General features: G+C 70.2%; 16 protein-coding genes. 13 read left to right on the forward strand and 3 right to left on the reverse strand.

Annotated features, from left to right (window positions below; translation table 11 throughout):
- Positions 1-1005, reverse strand: a complete 1005-nt coding sequence (locus tag ACH4D5_RS26970; RefSeq protein ID WP_398307304.1) for an ADP-ribosylglycohydrolase family protein — start codon at positions 1003-1005, stop codon at positions 1-3.
- 261 nt (positions 1006-1266) lie between these two features.
- Between ACH4D5_RS26970 and ACH4D5_RS26975 the strand changes: the two genes are divergently transcribed.
- From ACH4D5_RS26975 to ACH4D5_RS27020, 10 genes are all read left to right on the forward strand, one after another.
- Positions 1267-1998: a VIT1/CCC1 transporter family protein gene (locus ACH4D5_RS26975; RefSeq protein WP_398307306.1), complete on the forward strand. Its 732-nt coding sequence runs from the start codon at positions 1267-1269 to the stop codon at positions 1996-1998.
- 339 nt (positions 1999-2337) lie between these two features.
- The gene (gene gltB / locus ACH4D5_RS26980) at positions 2338-6909 is read left to right on the forward strand and encodes a glutamate synthase large subunit (RefSeq protein ID WP_398307308.1); all 4572 of its coding nucleotides are present in this window, start codon (positions 2338-2340) and stop codon (positions 6907-6909) included.
- Positions 6902-8362: a glutamate synthase subunit beta gene (locus ACH4D5_RS26985; RefSeq protein WP_398307309.1), complete on the forward strand. Its 1461-nt coding sequence runs from the start codon at positions 6902-6904 to the stop codon at positions 8360-8362. Before gltB ends, ACH4D5_RS26985 begins: the two co-directional genes overlap by 8 nt.
- Positions 8363-8640: 278 nt before the next feature.
- Positions 8641-9942: a sugar ABC transporter substrate-binding protein gene (locus tag ACH4D5_RS26990; protein ID WP_398307311.1), complete on the forward strand. Its 1302-nt coding sequence runs from the start codon at positions 8641-8643 to the stop codon at positions 9940-9942.
- A 62-nt stretch (positions 9943-10004) separates the two neighbouring features.
- Positions 10005-10997: a carbohydrate ABC transporter permease gene (locus tag ACH4D5_RS26995; RefSeq protein WP_398307313.1), complete on the forward strand. Its 993-nt coding sequence runs from the start codon at positions 10005-10007 to the stop codon at positions 10995-10997.
- Positions 10994-11827: a carbohydrate ABC transporter permease gene (locus ACH4D5_RS27000; protein WP_398307315.1), complete on the forward strand. Its 834-nt coding sequence runs from the start codon at positions 10994-10996 to the stop codon at positions 11825-11827. The genes ACH4D5_RS26995 and ACH4D5_RS27000 overlap by 4 nt, the downstream gene beginning before the upstream one ends.
- Before the next feature lie 244 nt (positions 11828-12071).
- A complete protein-coding gene (locus ACH4D5_RS27005) occupies positions 12072-13643 on the forward strand; it encodes an MFS transporter (RefSeq protein WP_398307317.1) in 1572 nt (523 codons plus the stop codon).
- Positions 13644-13706: 63 nt separating this feature from the next.
- A complete protein-coding gene (locus tag ACH4D5_RS27010; RefSeq protein ID WP_398307319.1) occupies positions 13707-13934 on the forward strand; it encodes a hypothetical protein in 228 nt (75 codons plus the stop codon).
- Positions 13935-13956: 22 nt separating this feature from the next.
- Positions 13957-15066: a hypothetical protein gene (locus ACH4D5_RS27015; protein WP_398307321.1), complete on the forward strand. Its 1110-nt coding sequence runs from the start codon at positions 13957-13959 to the stop codon at positions 15064-15066.
- Positions 15067-15242: 176 nt separating this feature from the next.
- Positions 15243-15596, forward strand: a complete 354-nt coding sequence (locus ACH4D5_RS27020) for a hypothetical protein (protein ID WP_398307323.1) — start codon at positions 15243-15245, stop codon at positions 15594-15596.
- Between the two features lie 30 nt (positions 15597-15626).
- Here the strand turns inward: ACH4D5_RS27020 and ACH4D5_RS27025 are convergent, their stop codons facing one another.
- Positions 15627-16358, reverse strand: coding sequence for an SDR family NAD(P)-dependent oxidoreductase (locus ACH4D5_RS27025; RefSeq protein WP_398307325.1), 732 nt, complete (start codon positions 16356-16358; stop codon positions 15627-15629).
- An 81-nt stretch (positions 16359-16439) separates the two neighbouring features.
- Between ACH4D5_RS27025 and ACH4D5_RS27030 the strand changes: the two genes are divergently transcribed.
- The gene (locus tag ACH4D5_RS27030; RefSeq protein WP_398307327.1) at positions 16440-17171 is read left to right on the forward strand and encodes a VWA domain-containing protein; all 732 of its coding nucleotides are present in this window, start codon (positions 16440-16442) and stop codon (positions 17169-17171) included.
- Positions 17172-17186: 15 nt separating this feature from the next.
- Here the strand turns inward: ACH4D5_RS27030 and ACH4D5_RS27035 are convergent, their stop codons facing one another.
- Positions 17187-18119 carry a tyrosine-protein phosphatase gene (locus tag ACH4D5_RS27035; protein ID WP_398307329.1) on the reverse strand — a complete coding sequence of 311 codons (933 nt, stop codon included), beginning with the start codon at positions 18117-18119 and terminating at the stop codon, positions 17187-17189.
- Positions 18120-18463: 344 nt separating this feature from the next.
- On the opposite strand from ACH4D5_RS27035, the gene ACH4D5_RS27040 reads away from it, so the two are divergent.
- Positions 18464-18667, forward strand: coding sequence for a cold-shock protein (locus tag ACH4D5_RS27040; RefSeq protein WP_030362889.1), 204 nt, complete (start codon positions 18464-18466; stop codon positions 18665-18667).
- A gap of 142 nt (positions 18668-18809) precedes the next feature.
- Positions 18810-20432 (forward strand): DEAD/DEAH box helicase, encoded by a 1623-nt coding sequence (locus ACH4D5_RS27045; RefSeq protein WP_398307331.1) that lies wholly within the window; start codon positions 18810-18812, stop codon positions 20430-20432.
- The last annotated feature ends 317 nt before the right edge of the window (positions 20433-20749 follow it).

The raw sequence follows: 20749 nt of genomic DNA on the forward strand, positions 1-20749 counted from the left end.
TCACGTTTCCCCGTTCGGTGTCAGCAGGTCTGCCACGTCCAGTACGTGGTGGCCCCGTATGGAAGGGAGGCAGGTGCCGCGGGCCGGGCCGATCGCGGCGGACCAGGGCTGGGGGATCGCCGCTGCGCCGCACGTCGCGCCTGCGAGGGCGCCCGCTACCGCCGCCGTCGTGTCGGCGTCGCGGCCCATGTTCACCGCCGTGAGCACCGCGCAGCGGAAGTCGCCTCGCGCCGCCGCGTACGCCCCGAACGCGAGGCCCACCGCCTCCGGCGCGAGGTCCGTCCAGGGGTAGCCGCCGATGACCACCGCCGAACGGACCGCCCGCTCGCCGCGGTGCGCGACCGCCACCGCGCGGCGCAGCGAGCGGGCCGTCCAGCTGTCGTCCGGGATGACGGAGAGAGCCGCCGTCACGACGGCGTCCACGCGCGCTCCCACCATGGCCGCCGCGACGCCCGCCGCCACCGCCCGGCCGCCGTGGATGCCCTCGCCGTCATGGCTGACGGAGCCGTCGATCGCGACGAGGCGGGCCGCCTCGTCCGGGCGGCCCGCCGCGAAGACGCCGAAGGGCGCGGCCCGCATCGCGAGACCGTCGCTCCACGCGTGCCGGTGCTGGGCGGAGATCGGGGCGGCGAGGCCCCTGCGCAGGTTCTCCAGGGTGCCGCGCTCGCTGAAGCCCGCGCCCCGGAACGGGCCTTCGTCGAGGTCGGCGATCCACTGGTGCCAGGCCGTCTCGACGTGGGCGACCGTCAGTGCCGAGCCGTGCCGGGCGAGCAGGAGCCCGGAGAAGATCGCGTACTCGGTGTCGTCGGTGCCGGCCGGGTGTTCGGCGACGTATCCCGTGATGCGGCCCCAGCGGCGGCGGATCTCGGACGGCTTCATGTTCTCGGCGGGGGCGCCGAGCGCGTCGCCGACCGCGAGGCCGAGCAGGGCGCCGCGCGCCCGCTCGCGGAGGTCGTCGGCGTCGCCGGGCGCCGGGACCGAGGGAACGCATGCGGTGGACGCCATGCCGAGCCTCCCTTGTGCGGACCGCCGGCTGCGCGCGGACCGCGTACGGAGCGTGAACCGCTGGATGCGGTTGCTTGGTGCATCTCTGCCACGCGGGGTGCTCACACGAGCATGTACGGGCTCAGATCACTCCTTCGCCGCCTTCCCGCAGGAGCCTTCGAAGGGCGCGTTTTCGCAGGTAAGTACGGCCTTCCTTGCTGGCGAGAGATTTTTTTCGCGCGTACTTTCGAGATCGTCCACGCACGAAAGAGGGGGTCCATCATGGCGATCATCGAGACCGAGGCGACGCTGCACGAGGCGCACCGCGACAACCACACCCACCGCGACGTGAACGGTGGCTGGCTGCGTCCGGCGGTCTTCGGGGCGATGGACGGACTCGTCTCCAACCTCGCGCTGATGACCGGTGTCGCGGGCGGCGCGGTCTCGCGGGAGACCATCGTCATCACCGGCCTGGCGGGGCTCGCCGCCGGTGCCTTCTCCATGGCGGCCGGTGAGTACACCTCCGTGGCCTCCCAGCGCGAGCTCGTCGAGGCCGAGCTGGACGTGGAGCGGCGCGAGCTGCGCAAGCACCCCGCGGACGAGGAGAAGGAGCTCGCCGAGCTGTACGCGTCGCGCGGCGTCGAGCCTGAGCTGGCCCGCGAGGTCGCCCGGCAGCTCTCCAAGGACCCCGAGCAGGCCCTGGAGATCCACGCCCGCGAGGAGCTCGGCATCGACCCCGGCGACCTGCCCTCGCCGGCCGTCGCCGCGGTGTCGTCCTTCGGCTCCTTCGCGCTGGGCGCCCTGCTCCCCGTACTGCCGTATCTGCTCGGCGCCACCGTGCTGTGGCCCGCCCTGCTGCTCGCGCTCATCGGGCTCTTCGCGTGCGGCGCGGTGGTGGCCAAGGTGACCGCGAGGTCCTGGTGGTTCAGCGGTCTGCGGCAGCTCGCGCTCGGTGGAGCGGCGGCCGGTGTGACGTACGCCCTGGGCAGCTTGTTCGGTACCGCCGTAGGATGAGCCGCTGCAGGTCTATGCGGGACCTTGCATAAGTAGCCGTTACTCGGCGGTTTCGACACCGTGACCACTGGGCATGAGCCGTAAGCGCTGCGGGCAATGAGGCCTGTGTCGCTACGGACCTTCGGTCATGGATCTGTCCGCAATGGTCCCGAGGGTCCCCCTCCGGAACGAGCGGGTACCCCTCCGAACCGCTCCACACCTCCGCGAGCGGTGTCCACATGATGGAATGAACTATCCGCTTTTCGAGAAGCGTTCCATCATGTAATCTGCACGAAATTTTGCCAGGGCCAACGTCGTCCCTTGCCACATGTAGTTGCCTCGACGACGACGGGAGTGCCGATGCGTACCCACGCCTGGTCGCCCATGGACGGTCGCCCCGCCCCCCAGGGGCTGTACGACCCCCGCAACGAACACGACGCCTGCGGCGTCGGTTTCGTGGCCACCCTCACCGGTGTGGCCAGCCATGAACTGGTCGAACAGGCGCTGACCGTACTGCGCAATCTCGAGCACCGCGGCGCCACCGGCTCCGAGCCGGACTCGGGTGACGGTGCGGGCATCCTGCTCCAGGTCCCGGACGCCTTCCTCCGCGAAGTGGCCGGATTCCAGCTCCCCGCGGCCGGTGCCTACGCCGTCGGCATCGCCTTCCTGCCCGTGGACACCGCCGGCACCACCGACGGAGCCGTCTCACAGATCGAGACGATCGCCTCCGAAGAGGGCCTCACCGTCCTCGGCTGGCGCGACGTCCCCGTCGCCCCCGAGCTGCTCGGCGCCACCGCCCGCTCGACGATGCCCGTCTTCCGGCAGATCTTCGTCGCCGACGGCGAGACCACCGGTCTCGAGCTGGACCGCAAGGCGTTCCTGCTCCGCAAGCGCGCCGAGCGCGAGGCCGGGACGTACTTCCCCTCGCTCTCGTCCCGCACCATCGTCTACAAGGGCATGCTGACCACCGGCCAGCTGGAGCCCTTCTTCCCCGACCTGTCCGACCGCCGCTTCGCCACGGCCGTCGCGCTCGTCCACTCCCGCTTCTCGACGAACACGTTCCCGAGCTGGCCGCTCGCACACCCGTACCGCTTCGTCGCGCACAACGGCGAGATCAACACGGTCAAGGGCAACCGCAACTGGATGCGCGCCCGCGAGTCGCAGCTGGCCTCGGACCTCTTCGGGAGCCAGGAGAAGCTGGACCGGATCTTCCCCGTCTGTACGCCGGACGCCTCCGACTCCGCGTCCTTCGACGAGGTCCTCGAACTCCTGCACCTCGGCGGCCGCTCCCTGCCGCACTCCGTGCTGATGATGATCCCGGAGGCCTGGGAGAACCACGCCTCCATGGACCCGGCACGCCGCGCCTTCTACCAGTACCACTCCACGATGATGGAGCCCTGGGACGGCCCGGCCTGCGTCACCTTCACCGACGGCACCCAGGTCGGCGCGGTCCTCGACCGCAACGGCCTGCGCCCCGGCCGCTACTGGGTCACCGACGACGGCCTCGTCGTCCTCGGCTCCGAGGTCGGCGTCCTCGACATCGACCCCGCGAAGGTCGTCCGCAAGGGCCGCCTCCAGCCCGGCCGGATGTTCCTCGTCGACACCGCCGAGCACCGCATCGTCGAGGACGACGAGATCAAGGCCGCCCTCGCCGCCGAGAAGCCGTACCAGGAGTGGCTGGAGGCCGGCGAGATCGAGCTGTCCGACCTGCCCGAGCGCGAGCACATCGTGCACACGCACGCCTCCGTCACGCGCCGCCAGCAGACCTTCGGCTACACCGAGGAAGAGCTGCGCATCATCCTCGCGCCGATGGCCAAGACCGGCGGCGAACCGCTCGGCTCCATGGGCACGGACACCCCCATCGCGGCCCTCTCCGAGCGCCCGCGCCTCATCTTCGACTACTTCACGCAGCTGTTCGCGCAGGTCACCAACCCGCCGCTGGACGCCATCCGGGAAGAGCTCGTCACCTCGCTGCACAGCTCGCTGGGCCCGCAGGGCAACCTGCTCGACCCGACCGCCGCGTCGTGCCGCAGCGTCACCCTGCCCTTCCCGGTGATCGACAACGACGAGCTGGCCAAGCTCATCCACATCAACGCCGACGGCGACATGCCCGGCATGAAGGCCGCCACGCTCTCCGGCCTCTACCGCGTCGGCGGTGGCGGCACCGCGCTCGCCGCCCGCATCGACGAGATCTGCGCCGAGGCCGACGCCGCCATCGAGGCCGGCGCCCGCCTGATCGTGCTCTCCGACCGGCACTCCGACGCCGAGCACGCGCCGATCCCCTCGCTGCTGCTCACCTCGGCCGTCCACCACCACCTCATCCGCACCAAGCAGCGCACCCAGGTGGGCCTGCTGGTCGAGGCGGGCGACGTCCGCGAGGTCCACCACGTGGCCCTCCTCATCGGCTACGGCGCCGCGGCCGTCAACCCGTACCTGGCGATGGAGTCCGTCGAGGACCTCGTCCGCGCCGGAACGTTCCTGCCCGGCATCGAGCCCGAGCAGGCCATCCGCAACCTGATCTACGCCCTCGGCAAGGGCGTCCTGAAGGTCATGTCCAAGATGGGCATCTCCACCGTCGCCTCCTACCGCGGCGCCCAGGTCTTCGAGGCCATCGGTCTCGACCAGGCCTTCGTGGAGCGGTACTTCAGCGGCACGACCACGAAGATCGGCGGCGCCGGCCTCGACGTCATCGCGCAGGAGGTCGCCGCCCGGCACGCCAAGGCCTACCCGGCCTCCGGCATCCCCTCCGCGCACCGCGCCCTCGACATCGGCGGCGAGTACCAGTGGCGCCGCGAGGGCGAGCCGCACCTGTTCGACCCGGAGACGGTGTTCCGCCTCCAGCACTCGACGCGCAACCGCCGCTACGACATCTTCAAGCAGTACACGGGCCGCGTGAACGAGCAGTCCGAGCGCCTGATGACGCTGCGCGGCCTCTTCGGCTTCAAGAGCGGCCGGCAGCCGATCTCCATCGACGAGGTCGAGCCCGCATCCGAGATCGTCAAGCGCTTCTCCACCGGTGCCATGTCGTACGGCTCCATCTCCAAGGAGGCGCACGAGACCCTCGCCATCGCCATGAACCAGCTGGGCGGCAAGTCCAACACCGGTGAGGGCGGCGAGGACGCCGAGCGCCTGTACGACCCCGCGCGCCGCTCCTCCATCAAGCAGGTGGCGTCCGGCCGCTTCGGCGTGACCAGCGAGTACCTCGTCAACGCCGACGACATCCAGATCAAGATGGCGCAGGGCGCCAAGCCCGGCGAGGGCGGCCAGCTGCCCGGCCACAAGGTGTACCCGTGGGTCGCCAGGACGCGGCACTCGACGCCCGGCGTCGGCCTCATCTCGCCGCCGCCGCACCACGACATCTACTCCATCGAGGATCTCGCCCAGCTGATCCACGACCTCAAGAACGCCAACCCGCAGGCCCGCATCCACGTGAAGCTGGTCTCCGAGGTCGGCGTCGGGACCGTGGCCGCCGGTGTGTCGAAGGCCCACGCGGACGTCGTCCTCATCTCCGGCCACGACGGCGGCACCGGCGCCTCCCCGCTGACCTCCCTCAAGCACGCGGGCGGCCCCTGGGAGCTCGGCCTCGCCGAGACCCAGCAGACCCTGCTGCTCAACGGCCTGCGCGACCGCATCGTCGTCCAGACCGACGGCCAGCTGAAGACCGGCCGCGACGTCGTCATCGCCGCGCTGCTCGGCGCCGAGGAGTTCGGTTTCGCGACCGCGCCGCTCGTCGTCTCCGGCTGCGTCATGATGCGCGTCTGCCACCTGGACACCTGCCCGGTCGGCATCGCCACGCAGAACCCGGAGCTGCGCGACCGCTTCTCCGGCAAGGCCGAGTACATCGTCAACTTCTTCGAGTTCATCGCCGAAGAGGTCCGCGAGCTCCTCGCCGAGCTCGGCTTCCGCTCCATCGAGGAGGCCGTCGGCCACGCCGAGCTGCTCGACACCGACAAGGCCGTCAGCCACTGGAAGGCGCAGGGCCTCGACCTGGAGCCGCTGTTCCACGTGCCGTCGCTGCCCGCGGGCGCCGTCCGGCACCAGATCACGGTCCAGGACCACGGCCTGGAGAAGGCGCTCGACAACGAGCTGATCAAGCTCGCCGCCGACGCGCTCGCCGCGAACAGCGCCACGGACGCCCACCCGGTCCGCGCGCAGGTCGCCATCCGCAACATCAACCGCACGGTCGGCACCATGCTCGGCCACGAGGTGACGAAGAAGTTCGGCGGCGCGGGTCTGCCCGACGACACCATCGACATCACCTTCACCGGCTCGGCGGGCCAGTCCTTCGGCGCCTTCGTGCCGCGCGGTGTGACGCTGCGCCTTGAGGGCGACGCCAACGACTACGTCGGCAAGGGCCTCTCCGGCGGCCGCATCATCGTCCGCCCGGACCGCGGCGCCGACCACCTCGCCGAGTACTCGACCATCGCGGGCAACACCATCGCGTACGGCGCGACCGGCGGCGAGCTGTTCCTGCGCGGCCGCACCGGCGAGCGCTTCTGCGTCCGCAACTCCGGCGCGACGGTGGTCTCCGAGGGCGTGGGCGACCACGGCTGCGAGTACATGACCGGCGGCCACGCGGTCGTCCTCGGCGAGACGGGCCGCAACTTCGCGGCCGGCATGTCCGGCGGCATCGCGTACGTCATCGACCTCGACCGCGACAACGTCAACGCCGGGAACCTCGCGGCCGTCGAACCGCTCGACGACACCGACAAGAAGTGGCTGCACGACGTCGTGCGCCGCCACCAGGAGGAGACGGGCTCGACCGTCGCCGAGAAGCTGCTCGCCGAGTGGGACACCGCCGTGGAGCGCTTCAGCAGGATCATCCCCAGGACGTACAAGGCAGTGCTCGCCGCCAAGGACGCCGCCGAGCGAGCGGGTCTCTCCGAGACCGAGATCACCGAGAAGATGATGGAGGCGGCGACCAATGGCTGATCCCAAGGGCTTTCTGAACCATGGCCGCGAGGTCGCGCGGACCCGCCCGGTCGAGGAGCGCGTCCGCGACTGGAACGAGGTCTACGTTCCCGGCTCCCTCCTGCCGATCATCTCCAAGCAGGCGTCGCGCTGCATGGACTGCGGCATCCCGTTCTGCCACAACGGCTGCCCGCTCGGAAACCTGATCCCGGAGTGGAACGACTACGCCTACCGCGAGGACTGGTCGGCCGCGCAGGAGCGACTGCACGCCACCAACAACTTTCCGGAGTTCACGGGCCGCCTGTGCCCGGCCCCGTGCGAGTCGGCGTGCGTGCTCGGCATCAACCAGCCCGCCGTCACCATCAAGAACGTCGAGGTCTCGATCATCGACCAGGCCTGGGACCGCGGCGACGTCGCGCCCCAGGCCCCGGAGCGCCTCTCCGGCAAGACCGTCGCGGTCATCGGCTCGGGCCCGGCGGGCCTGGCCGCCGCCCAGCAGCTGACCCGGGCAGGCCACACGGTCGCCGTGTACGAGCGCGCCGACCGCATCGGCGGACTGCTGCGCTACGGCATCCCCGAGTTCAAGATGGAGAAGCGGCACATCAACCGCCGCATCGAGCAGATGCGCGCGGAGGGCACCAAGTTCCGCACCGGCGTGGAGATCGGCCGCGACATCGACGCGGCGAAGCTGCGCAGGCGCTACGACGCCGTCGTCATCGCCGCCGGTGCCACCACCGCCCGCGACCTGCCCGTCCCCGGCCGCGAGCTCAAGGGGATCTACCAGGCGATGGAGTACCTGCCCCTGGCCAACAAGGTCCAGGAGGGCGACTACGTGACCACGCCCGTGTCCGCCGAGGGCAAGCACGTCGTCGTCATCGGCGGCGGCGACACCGGCGCGGACTGCGTGGGCACCGCCCACCGCCAGGGCGCGGCCTCTGTGACCCAGCTGGAGATCATGCCGCGGCCGGGCGAGGACCGCGCCCCGCACCAGCCGTGGCCGACCTTCCCGATGCTGTACAAGGTCACCTCCGCGCACGAGGAGGGCGGCGAGCGGGTCTACTCCGTCTCGACCACGCACTTCGAGGGCGACGAGGACGGCAACGTCCAGTTCCTGCACCTCGTCGAGGTGGAGTTCGTCGACGGCAAGCTGACGCAGAAGCCGGGCACCGAGCGGAAGATCCCCGCCCAGCTCGTCACCCTCGCGATGGGCTTCACCGGCACGGACCGCGAGAACGGCCTCGTGGACCAGTTCGCCCTGGAGCTCGACGAGCGCGGGAACGTCGCGCGCGACGCCGACTTCCAGACGAACGTCCCCGGTGTCTTCGTCGCCGGTGACGCGGGCCGCGGCCAGTCGCTCATCGTGTGGGCGATCGCCGAGGGCCGCTCGGCCGCCCGCGGTGTGGACCGCTTCCTCACCGGTGCGAGTGATCTTCCCGCCCCGATCCGCCCGACGGACCGCTCCCTGACGGTCTGACCCGTACGGTTTCGGCCGTACGACCCCTCATACGTCCCGTACAACGGCGTACGGAACTGAGCGACGCCCGCCTCGTCCCCGACCGGACCTGGGCGGGCGTCGTTGCGTCCGCGCCCGGTTCTGGGGCCAGAGCGTTGCATGGGGCGCAATGCTATGAGCGTATGTTGCGTCACCCGCAACCCTCATCACGGTTCGGCCGCTTATCCCAATGGGTCTAGACCGCCTCCACCCGGTGTGACCACAATCGCTCCCACCAATCGGAATCTGGAGGGGCCGGCATGAATCGACGTGTCATCGCCGCTGGTTGTATCGCCATGAGTCTCGGACTGACCGCCACGGCATGCGGCGGCGATGACGGCGACGAGGGCGGCAAGGCCACCGACGGCAAGGGCAAGACCCTCACCGTATGGATCATGGAGGGGACCAACCCCGACGCGCGGCCGTTCTTCAAGGAGGCCGGGGACGCCTTCGAGAAGAAGACCGGCGCCAAGATCAAGGTCGAGTACCAGCAGTGGGCCACCGCGCAGAAGAAGTTCACGACCGCCATCGAGGGCGGCGAGGACCAGGTGCCCGACGTCGCCGAGGTCGGCACCACCTGGGTGCCGCAGTTCGCGAAGACGGGCGCGCTCATCGACGTCACCGACGAGGTGAAGAAGTCGGGTCTCGGCGACGACCTCGTCGAGGGCCTCAAGGACGCGGGCACGCTCGACGGCAAGCAGTACGGCATGCCCTGGTACGCGGGCGTCCGCTCGATCGTGTACCGCAAGGACATCTTCGAGAAGCACGGCCTGAAGGCCCCGACCACGTGGCAGGAGCTCCGGGCGACCGCCAAGAAGCTCAAGGAGAAGGAGCCGAAGCTCGTCTCCTTCCCGGTGGCGGGCGGCGCGGAGATGTTCGCGGCCCCCTTCGTCTGGGGCGCGGGCGGTGAACTGGCCACCGAGTCCGGCGGCAAGTGGAAGTCCGGCATCAACTCGCCCGAGGCCGTCAAGGGCATCGAGTTCTACACCGGCCTCGCCACCAAGGACAAGGTCTCCCCGGCCAAGGTCAACACCTGGACCGAGAAGGAGGTCGGCGACGCCTGGAACAAGGGCGAGGTCGCCATGGCCATCGGCGGCAACTGGACCCCGAAGGCCATCGTCGACGAGAACCCCGACCTCAAGGGCAAGCTCGCCGCCGTCCCGATCCCGGGCCAGAACGGCGGCATGAGCAAGTCCTTCCTCGGCGGCTCCTACCTCTCCACGTTCAAGACCGACAAGCAGGCCCTCGCCTGGGAGTTCGTGAAGCTGGTGACCACCGGCGAGTTCGCCGCCAAGTGGGCCGAGCAGACGAACTACTTCCCCGGCCAGAACTCCGAGCTGAAGAAGATCGAGGCGAAGAAGGACCCGCTGGTCGAGCCGTTCGCCAAGCAGATGCTGGAGGCCGGCGCGACCGTCCCCAAGACCGAGGCGTACGGCGAGATCCAGGCCTCCAAGGTCATCCCCGGCATGATCCAGTCGATCCTCACCGGCAAGGCGTCCGTCAAGGAAGCCGCGGACAAGGCCGCCAAGGACATGGACGCCATCTTCGCCAAGGACGAGTAGGCAAGGACGGGTAGGCACGTGCGCCTAGGCAAGGGCGAGTTCGGCACTGTGAAGGACTTACCGTGAAAGACACGCTCGTCAGCGACGGACCGGAGACCCCGGTCCGCCGCGCCCCCCGGCAGCCGGACGGCGCGGCCGAGGCGGCTCTCCGTCGCAAGAAACTGATCACCCTCACCCGTCCCTGGCTCCTCCTCGCACCCTCCCTCGTGGTCCTCGCGGGCCTGCTGCTCTGGCCGCTGATCCAGGTCGGCAAGCTCTCCCTGCAGGACTACGAGGTCAAGTTCGGCGGCGGCACAGGGACGTTCACCGGCTTCGACCACTACACCGACCTGCTCTCCAGCAGCCTCCTGTGGAAGACGGTCCTGCCCAACACCGTCTTCTTCGCCTTCGCCTGCGTCGGCCTCACCGTCGCGCTCGGCACCCTTGTGGCGCTGCTGCTCAACCGGCTCGGCGCCACCTGGCGGATGATCTGCTCCATCGCGATCCTCGCCGCCTGGGCGATGCCCGCGGTGACGGGCACGTACGTCTGGATCTGGCTCTTCCAGCCGCAGGACGGCATGGTCAGCCAGATCGCGGGCTCGGTCGGCCTCATCGACCCCGAGACCACCAACTGGTTCACCGAGCGCGGCCCGTTCTACGCGATCGCCACGCTCAACGTCATCCACCACGGCTTCCCGTTCGTCGCCATCACCGTCCTCGCGGGACTCATGACGATCCCCAAGGAGCTCTACGAAGCGGGAGAGCTGGACGGCGCCAACGCCTGGCAGCGGTTCTGGAACATCACCGTGCCGACCATCAAGCCCGTCTTCCTCGTGGTGACCATCCTCTCCACCATCTGGGACTTCAAGGTCTTCACCCAGGTCTATCTGCAACCCGGCGGCGACGGCTCCAACGAGGACGTCTACAACCTCGGCGTCTTCTCCTACATCCAGGCCTTCGCCAAGAACGACTACGGCACGGGCGCCGCGGCCGCGGTCCTGCTCACCGTGCTGCTCCTCGTCATCACCGTCGTCTACATCCGCACACTGTTCCGGCAGGGGGACGAGGAACTGTGACCAACCGCCGCACCACGCTCGCCGCACGCATCGGCCTGCCGGCCGCGGTCGTCGGGCTCCTCCTCTTCACGCTCTTCCCCGTCTACTGGATGATCTCCACGGCGCTCGACCCGAAGGCCACCCTGCGCGGCTCGGACGTGCTGCCGAGCGGCATCAGCCTCGAACACTTCGAGTTCGTCTTCGACAAGGGCAACTTCGGTACGTACCTGCTGAACTCGGCGCTCGTCGGCCTCGCCACGATCGTCGCGGCCGGGCTGCTCTCGCTCTTCGCGGCCATCGCGGTGGCACGGTTCAAGTTCCGCTTCCGCACCTCCGTGCTGATCATGATCCTGATCGTGCAGATGGTGCCGCTGGAGGCCCTCGTCATCCCGCTCTTCATCCAGATGCGGGACTACGAGATGCTCAACTCCCTGCTCGGCCTGAGCATCGTCTACATCGCCCTCTCGCTGCCCTTCGCCATCTGGACGCTGCGCGGCTTCGTCGCCACCGTCCCCAAGGAAGTCGAGGAGGCCGCCTACATCGACGGGGCGTCCTGGCCGCGGATGTTCTGGTCGGTGCTGCTCCCGCTGGTCGCGCCGGGTCTCGTCGCCACCTCGATCTTCGCCTTCATCACGGCGTGGAACGAGTTCGTCTTCGCGTACACGTTCATGAAGGGCAGCGACAAGTACACGGCGGCCGTGGGCATCTACCAGTTCTTCGGTGAGAACTCCACGGCGTGGGGTCCGGTCATGGCCAGCTCCACGCTGGTCACCGTGCCGGTGATGATCTTCTTCGTGATCGTGCACAGGAAGCTGGGCTCGGGCCTGGCGGCGGGTGCCGTCAAGGGCTGACGACTAACGGCTGACGCCGGACCACGGCGCGGAAGGTGTACGGGGACCCCCCCGTACACCTTCTTCTTTTTCGCCGTAGGGCACAAAATCAATCAGTCCGCAAATTCCGCGGAGATTATGCAGAGGGCATAAAGACTCTTCGGAAGCAACGCTTTTGGCGGGAAACTCCAAGCTTGACGGCGTCGTGGAGTTTGCTTATGGTCCAGTCGTTCGAGATCCCGTCGATCGATATCCGAAGGTGTTCATGACCCCGCCTCCCGCGTTGCCGAAATCCAGGCAACGGTTGATTCTTGCCGCTCTCATGGTGTGTTCCCTGCTTATCTGGCTGGAAAATACTGTCCTCAGCACCACGCTGGAAACCCTCGCGGACCCGGCCCGCGGGCTCGGGGCGGATCCCGGTGAGCTGCAATGGGCGACCGGTGCGTACACCCTGGCCTTCGCCACCTTGATGTTCACCGCGGGCGCGTTGGGCGACCGCTTCGGTCACCGGACTGTGTTCCTCGGCGGACTTGTGATCTTCGCCGGGTCCTCGTTGTGGGCGGCGTACGCAAGCGGTGTGGGCCAGCTGATCGTGGCCAGGGCCGTGATGGGAGTGGGCAGCGCACTGATCACGCCCGCCATGATGGCCATCCTCATGTGGACCTTCACCGGCCCGGCGCGGGCTGCCGCGATCGGCATCTTCTCGACGTCGGCAGGGGTCGGAATGGCCGCAGGACCGGTCCTCGCGGGGTTCCTGCTCGACCATTTCTGGTGGGGCTCGGTCTTTCTGATCAATGTCCCGGTCGCGGCATTGGCGTTGGTCGGGCTCGCCGTGCTGGTGCCGAATTTCCGCAGCCCCACTCCGCGGCCACTTGACCCCGCCGGAATGCTGCTGTCGATCAGCGGGCTCGTGGCATTGGCCTACGGGCTGATCCGGGCGGGACAGGTGGCGGCGTGGAGTCGTACCGACGTCTGGGGCCCGATTGTCGTCGGTGTTGTCCTGCTGGCCGTTTTCGTACTCGTCGAATTGCGCGTCAAGGTGCCCAGCTTCGATCCGCGTCTGCTCGCGCACCGCACATTCGGTGGCGGCAATGTGGCGCTCGGACTGCTGCTCTTCGGTGTGGCCGCCATTACGTTCTACAACGCCTTCTATCTCCAGGGCGCGCTCGGCTTTTCTCCGATGAAGGCCGGTCTGGCCAATGTCCCGACCGCAGTCGGCGCCCTCGTGGCGGCGCCCCTCGCCTCGCGCCTGGTCCGCCGTCTGTCCCTGCGCCCGGTCGCCGTGCCGGCGCTGGCCGTGGCCGCGCTGACCATGGGCGGGTACGGGTTCCTCGGACTGCACACCCCGCTCGTCTGGATCGAGATCCTGCTGTTGGTACAGGGCCTCGCGATCGGCATGGTGATCGGACCGGTCACCGCCGCGCTGCTCAGCAACCTGCCGTTGGAACAGGCCGGTGCGGGATCGGCCGTCACCAACACCGTGCGCCAGACCGGCAGCGTGATCGGCATCGCGGTGGGCGGCACGATCATGTCGATCGTGTACCGCCGTGCGATCGAACCCTCGCTGGAGGGCGCACCCGGCCCGGTGCGGGATCAGGCGCGAGTCTCCGCCGAGCAGGCCCGCCACGTCGCCACCGCTGTCGACCGGCCCACTCTGGCCCGGGCCGCCGACGACGCGTTCATCCATGCCATGCACGTCGGCGCGGGCTGGATCGCGGGCAGCGCACTCCTCGGAGCGGCCGTGCTGCTGATCACCCTGCCCGCCGTCGGCAAGAAGAAGGACCCGGCACCGGATCCGGACGGCGAAGAGGCCCGCGACTCCGTCCGTATTGACTAAAAGTCAATTCGGCGCCACTCTCGGGACCCGGATCCAGCCGAGAGCCGTCCCCCGGGAGGCGACGTGGGCACCGAAGCACGGCAGCAGCGCGAACGGCTCGCCACCGAGCTGCGCGGCGAACCACCTCAGTCCTTCGACCGTCTGACGCCGGAACAGCTGGCGGATCTCGCCGACGCGCTGGAGCGGCAGCGCGAGAGCCGGGCCGCGGGACTGACCGAGGCCGCCGAGGAGGCACTGAAACTCGTGCCCGCCCTGGCCCGCGGACCCGTCCGCCGGATTCTCTTCCGCTAGCCGACAGGAGCGAGGAGTCAGCATGGACAAGCTGCGCGGCAGAGCCGAGACCCGCAAGATCGCCCACCTGCTCGACGTCGAACCCGACACGCTCGCTTTCCTTCAGGACCTGCCCGTCGAGGACGTACGCCGCTTCCGCACCCAGACCGTCACGGCCCTCTTCGACCGGTCACCCGACATGCTCGACCGGATCGCCGCCGCGACCAGACTGGTGCCCACCGGAGTCGCCGCCGCCATCTCCCAGAAGGCACTCGGCCCGCGCCTGGCCGCCGCCGTCGCCGGACGGCTCGAACCCGCGCGGGCCGCCGACATCATCGAGAAACTGCCGGTCTCCTTCACCGCCCTGTCCTGCGCGCACCTCGACCCGCGCCGGATCAAGGGCATCGTCGACCGGCTCGACGAAGACCTCGTCGTACGCATCGCCGTCGCACTCGCCGAGCGCGGCGACCACCTCACCATGGGCCGCTTCGTCGGCCACCTGTCGGACTCCGCGCTGCGCCGCATCCTGCCGCAGGTCGACGACGCCGCCGTCCTCAGGACGGGCTTCGCGATCGACGTGCCCGAACGGCTCGGCCACATCATCGACCTGATGGGCGCGGACCGGCTCGCGTCGGTCATCGGCTCGGCGTCCGCCGAGGGCCTGTGGCCCGAGGCGCTGGCCGTCGCCGGCATGGTGACCGGCGAACAGCGGGGCCGCATCGCCTCGCTCGCCGCCGGACAGCCGCAGGACCGGCTCGACCCGCTCGTCGCGACGGTGGCGGAGCAGGACCTGTGGGAGTCCCTGCTGCCCCTGGTCGCGCTGCTGAGCGAGGCGGAGCGCCGCAGGGTGGCCGAACTGCCGTCCCTGCGCGGCGCGGACGTGCTCGCCGCGGTGGTGCGCGCGGTCGTCGCCACCGGCCTGTGGGCCGAGTTCCTGCCGCTCGTGGACGCGCTCCCCGCCGAGTCCCGCAAGACCGTCGCCGACACCGCGGGAGCCCTGCCCGAACCCGACCTGGACGCGCTCGCCAGGGAGGTCGACAAGCAGGACCTGTGGGAACTGGTCATGCCGCTCGTCGAGCTGATGGACGACGAGGCGAAGACGCGGATCTTCGCGCTGCCGGCGTTCCAGGAGCAGACCGGACGCCAGGCCTGAGGGGTACGCCCACACGGCGGACGCGGAACCGGTGTGGCGGCCCCGCGCGGGTGACACCCCGCATAAACGGGCCGCGGACCGGGGAAGGCGCAGCCGGACCCGTCAACTCCCGTACGGGTCCGGCCACCCCTCCCAGCCGCCGGGCCCCGCCCGGCGCCCGTACGGAAAAAGGTCACATGCGCCCTCGCCACACCGTCGCCGCCGTCCTCGGCGCGCTCGCCCTCACCGTCACCCTGCCGACCTCCGCGAGCGCCACCGGCGGCGCCTTCCACTACAAGTTCGTCGAGGACGGCTCGGTCCGGTACGCCACCCTCCACCACCCGGCGAGCCCCGCCTGCATCACCCTCCCCGAGGTCGCGGACGAGGACATGTCCAAGCCCGCGTTCGCCCCCTACAACGACACCGACGCCACGGCGATCGTGTTCGAGGACGCCGACTGCGGCGGCGACCACTGGACCCTGAGGCCGCACGGCAAGCCCGCCAAGGACCGCCTCAAGCTCCGCTCGGTCTACTTCTACGACCGCGTCTGACCCACAGGACCCACAGGACCGGGAAGGCGCTCACCCCGTCGTCGAACCGCCGTCCACGGTGAACTCCGCTCCCGTGACGTACGACGACGCGTCCGACGCCAGGAACAGCACCAGTTCGCCGACCTCCTCCGGGCGGCCCATCCTGCCCAGCGGCAGATGCGACCAGTCCCGCCCGGCGGAGGCCGCGGAGATCATCGGGGTGTCGACCGCCCCGGGGTGCACGGAGTTCACCCGCACCCGGTACTTCGCCAGATCCAGCGCCGCCGAGCGGGTCAGCCCCCGCAGGCCGAACTTCGTCGAGCCGTACGCCGCGTGGCCCGGGATGCCGACCAGGCCCGCCGTCGACGACACGTTCACCACCGAGCCGCCGCCCGCCTCCTTCAGCGCGGGCAGCACCGCCTGGATGCCCAGGAAGGGCCCCAGGAGATTCACCCGGACCAGGGCCTCGAAGTTCTCGTACGTCTCGTCCTCCACGGACGCCGTCCGCCACAGCGCGGCGTTGTTCACCAGGACGTCGAGCCGCCCGAAGGCGCCGAGCCCGCCGGCCACGGCCGCCGCCCAGCTCTCCGCCTCGGTGACGTCGTGGCGTACGAACAGCCCCTGGTCGCCCAGCGAACGGGCCACCTCGCGGCCCTCCTCCTCCCGCACGTCCGTGACCACGACCCGCGCCCCGGCCGCCGCGAAGAGCCGTGCCTCCGCCGCGCCCTGACCGCGGCCCGCCCCGGTGACGATGACGACCTTGCCGTCCAGGCCGTGGTTCATGCCATCCTCCGTACGTCCGTACGTGGCGAATCGGCATGTGTCTAGCAGTCATATGCGCAAGGTGGAAGGGCGGGGCGGGACATGGGATCCGCGATCAGTCTGCGCAAGGTGGAGGACTCGGCGCCGGCTCTGGTCAGCCTGTACAAGAGCGCCGGGGTCTCCCTGCGCAAACACGGCCTGGACGGGGCGCGGGCCGCCGTCTACCTGGTCGTGGACTACTCCGGCTCCATGCGGCCCTACTACAAGGACGGCAGCGTGCAGGCGCTCGCCGACCGCGTCCTCGGCCTCTCCGCGCACCTGGACGACGACGGAGTCGTGCCCACCGTCTTCTTCTCGACCGACGTCGACGCGGTGACGGACATCGCGCTGGACAACCACCGCGGGCGGGTCGACGAGATCGTCGCCGGGCTCGGGCACATGGGCAAGACCAGCTACCACCTGGCGATGGACGCCGTCATCGACCACTACGTCGACAGCTGCGCCGCCGGTGCCACGGCGCCCGCCCTCGTCGTCTTCCAGACCGACGGCGGCCCCATCAACAAGCTCGCCGCCGAGCGCTATCTGTGCAAGGCGGCGAAGCTGCCGCTGTTCTGGCAGTTCATCGGCTTCGGCGACCCGGCGAGCAAGCAGTTCGACTACCTCAGGAAGCTCGACGAGCTCGCCGTGCCCGCCCGGCGCCCGGTCGACAACGCGGGCTTCTTCCACGCGGGCGAGGACCCGCTGGCCGTGCCGGACGACGTGCTGTACGACCGACTGGTGGGGGAGTTCCCGGCGTGGCTCGCGGCGGCGCGGGCGCGCGGGATCGTTGCGTGATCCGCCGGTAGGCCCCTAGTCGACCAGGCGCTCGCGCAGCTTCAGGATCGTGCCCGCGTCGAGCCCGAGCCCCTTGGTCAGATAGCCCTGCAGGCCGCCGTACCGCTGCGCCGCCTCGTCGAGTGCCGTGTCGAGGTACTCGGTGCGGACCTCCTGGAGGGGGATGATCAGGTCCGGGTTCTGCATCAGGCCGCCCTGCTTGAGCTGCTCGCGGAGCCTCGCGTCGTGCGCGGCCCGGTAGGTGTTGGAGGCCAGGTAGTCACCGACGGCGGTCTGCCCGGGCACGCCGACCAGGCGCAGCAGGAGGTAGGTCGTCCAGCCGGTGCGGTCCTTGCCCGCCGTGCAGTGGTAGAGCAGCGGCGAGCGGCTGCCGGCGATGTCGCGCAGGGTGGCCGCGAACTGGGCGCGGTTGGCGGAGTCGCTGACGAACGTGCGGTAGACGCCGCGCATGAACGCGGCCGCCTTTCCATTGCCCAGCATCTCCTCCTGCCGGACCGGGTCCCGGGAGCCGATCGCGGTGATGAGCTGGGTGAACAGGCCGTTGTCGGTGATCGGCCTGGAGGTGGGGGAGAGCCCGGCGGGCAGCCGGTCGGGGCCGTCGTACTGCACCTCGGCGGGCACCCGGAAGTCGATGACCTTCTTCAGGCCGAGCTCGGCGACCTTCACGAGGTCGGCGTCGGTGAGGTCGCTGAGGGCGTCGGCACGGAAGACCCGGCCGTGGCGGACCCGCTCGCCGTCGTAGGTCCGGTGGCCGCCCACGTCGCGTACGTTGACCGCGCCCTGGAGCGGGATGTGACGGACGGTGTCGGAGGCGTACCGGGGTGCGGCGGGGGCCGCGAGCGCCGTGGGCGCGACGGGTTCGGCGGGGGCCGCCCAGGCGGGCAGCGTGCCCAGGGCGAGCGCGGAGATCGCCAGTCCGGTCGCGGTACGGGTACGGGAGGTGCGCATCGGTCCGCCTTCCCACCGGCAGGGGTGCCGGTCGCTCTTCGGCTCAACCAAGCGATTGTTTGGTAGAAGGTAGCGAGGGCCTCCCGAAGGGGGAAGGGGCATGCGGGGGCGTACGCCGCCCGGACGCGACGTACGTCTCACGGGGCCGGGAACAACCGGTCCCGGGGGCGTGTTAAAGTTATGTGTTGCAGTTTTGGTACCCATGAACTTTATGTGCGCCTGACGGGAATGCTCCGAGGGCGCATTATTGTTTTTTCCGGTTCTCTCCGGATGGGGTTCATTGCAGCGCTGGAGAATCGCAATACCGTGGTTCCCCATTCACTGCCCCTGTTGAGGAGATTGACATGGCAACCGGCACCGTTAAGTGGTTCAATTCGGAAAAGGGCTTCGGCTTCATCGAGCAGGACGGCGGCGGCCCCGACGTCTTCGCCCACTACTCGAACATCGCGTCCTCCGGCTTCCGCGAGCTCCTCGAGGGCCAGAAGGTCTCCTTCGAGGTGACGCAGGGCCAGAAGGGCCTGCAGGCCGAGAACATCGTTCCTGCCTGATCGTCGCAGCGCGCGAACCTCACAGCCGAGGCCCGCACCGGAAGGTGCGGGCCTCGGCTTGCGCTGTCATCGGGCCCGACCGGGCCCAGAGCCGCACCGGCTCAGAGGTCCGGAAGTCCAGCGACCAGGAAGGCACTACTGCATGAACCGCCCCGAACGCCCGGCACGCCCCGCCCGCAAGCGTCCCGCCAACGCAGCAGGAAAGGGCAGGCCGAACGGCCAGGCAAAGGGCTCCGCGAATTCCGGGAGGAATTCCGGAAGCCGTAAGCCGAGGCCCGTCCAGGGCGGCGAGTTCGCGCTGCCCGAGAGCATCACGCCCGCGCTGCTGGCCGTCGAGACCTTCGGCGACCTGGACATGCCCGAGGCCCTCCTGAAGACGCTGGCCGCCCAGGGCGTCACGGACCCCTTCCCGATCCAGGCGGCCACCCTCCCCAACTCCCTCGCCGGGCGCGACATCCTCGGCCGCGGCCGCACCGGCTCCGGCAAGACCCTCGCCTTCGGCCTCGCCCTGCTGGCCCGCACGGCAGGACAGCGCGCCGAGTCGAAGTCCCCGCTCGCCATGGTCCTCGTCCCCACGCGCGAGCTGGCCCAGCAGGTGACGGACGCCCTCACGCCGTACGCGACGTCGGTGAACCTCCGCATGGCCACGGTCGTCGGCGGCATGTCGATCAGCCGGCAGTCCGGGACGCTGCGCCGCGGCGCCGAGGTCCTGGTGGCCACCCCCGGCCGCCTCAAGGACCTGATCGAGCGCGGCGACTGCGACCTGTCGCAGGTGCGCACGACGGTCCTCGACGAGGCCGACCAGATGGCCGACATGGGCTTCATGCCGCAGGTCACGGCGCTGCTCAAGCAGGTCGACCAGCGCGGCCAGACGATGCTCTTCTCGGCGACGCTCGACAAGAACATCGACCGGCTCGTACGGATGTTCCTGACCGACCCCGTCGTGCACTCCGTCGACCCGTCGGCGGGCGCGGTGACGACGATGGAGCACCACGTGCTGTACGTCGCCGACGAGACGGACAAGAAGGCCGTGGCCATGCGGATCGCCGCCCGCGAGGGCCGCGTGATCATGTTCCTGGACACCAAGAGGGCCGTGGACCGCTTCACCAAGCGGCTGCTCGCCAACGGCGTGCGCGCCTCCGGACTGCACGGCGGACGCTCGCAGCCGCAGCGCAACCGGACGCTCGACCAGTTCAAGAACGGCCAGGTCACCGCGTTGATCGCGACGAACGTCGCGGCGCGCGGCATCCACGTCGACGACCTCGACCTGGTCGTCAACATCGACCCGCCGGCCGACCACAAGGACTACCTCCACCGCGGCGGGCGCACCGCGCGCGCGGGGGAGTCGGGCAGCGTCGTCACCCTCGTGCTCCCCGAGGAGAAGCGCGACATGACGCGCCTCATGACCGACGCGGAGATCCGGCCGAACACGGCACGCGTCTCCTCCTCCGACGAGGAGCTGGCGCGGATCACCGGCGCGCGGGAGCCGTCGGGCGTGCCGGTCGTCATCGAGACGCCGCAGCCGCAGCAGCCGCAGGCCAAGACGCCCGCGCAGCGACGCCGTCGCCCGCGCGGAGGCGCGGGCGCGGGTGCGCAGGCGCAGGGCGGCGGCCAGGGGCAGCGGCGTGCCCCCCGCCAGGGTCAGGGCCAGGGCGGCCAGGGCAGGGGCGGATCCGGCGGAGCCGCAGGCGGCCCCACCGGCGCCCGCACCCGCCGCAGCCGCCCCAGCGGCGGGGAACAGGGGGGCCGCCGCTCGGCGGCGTGACCCGGAGGCGTGGGCCTGGCGCGGGGCGGGGCGGCGGACCGCCGCCGTGCCGCGTGATGCGTGCCGCGTGATGCGGGGCGGTTCCGCTGGAGTCGCGGGCGGCACCGCCGGGCGGCCGCGCCCGCCCGTAACCGCCCGGAGGCATCGCCCCGGTGCGTGTGGCGCGGTGGCGCGCGGCGGACTGGGCCGCTGCTCCACGGTGTGATGCGGGGGCGGCTCCGGCGTGCGGCGGTGGGGCGCGGCAGAATGGACGGCCGTGTCCGCGGACTGCGCGTTCATGGACTGCCGCACCAGTGGCCCGGCGTCTGCTCGGGCCA

The organism is Streptomyces sp. NPDC018029 (assembly GCF_044327655.1).
Lineage (GTDB): Bacteria > Actinomycetota > Actinomycetes > Streptomycetales > Streptomycetaceae > Streptomyces.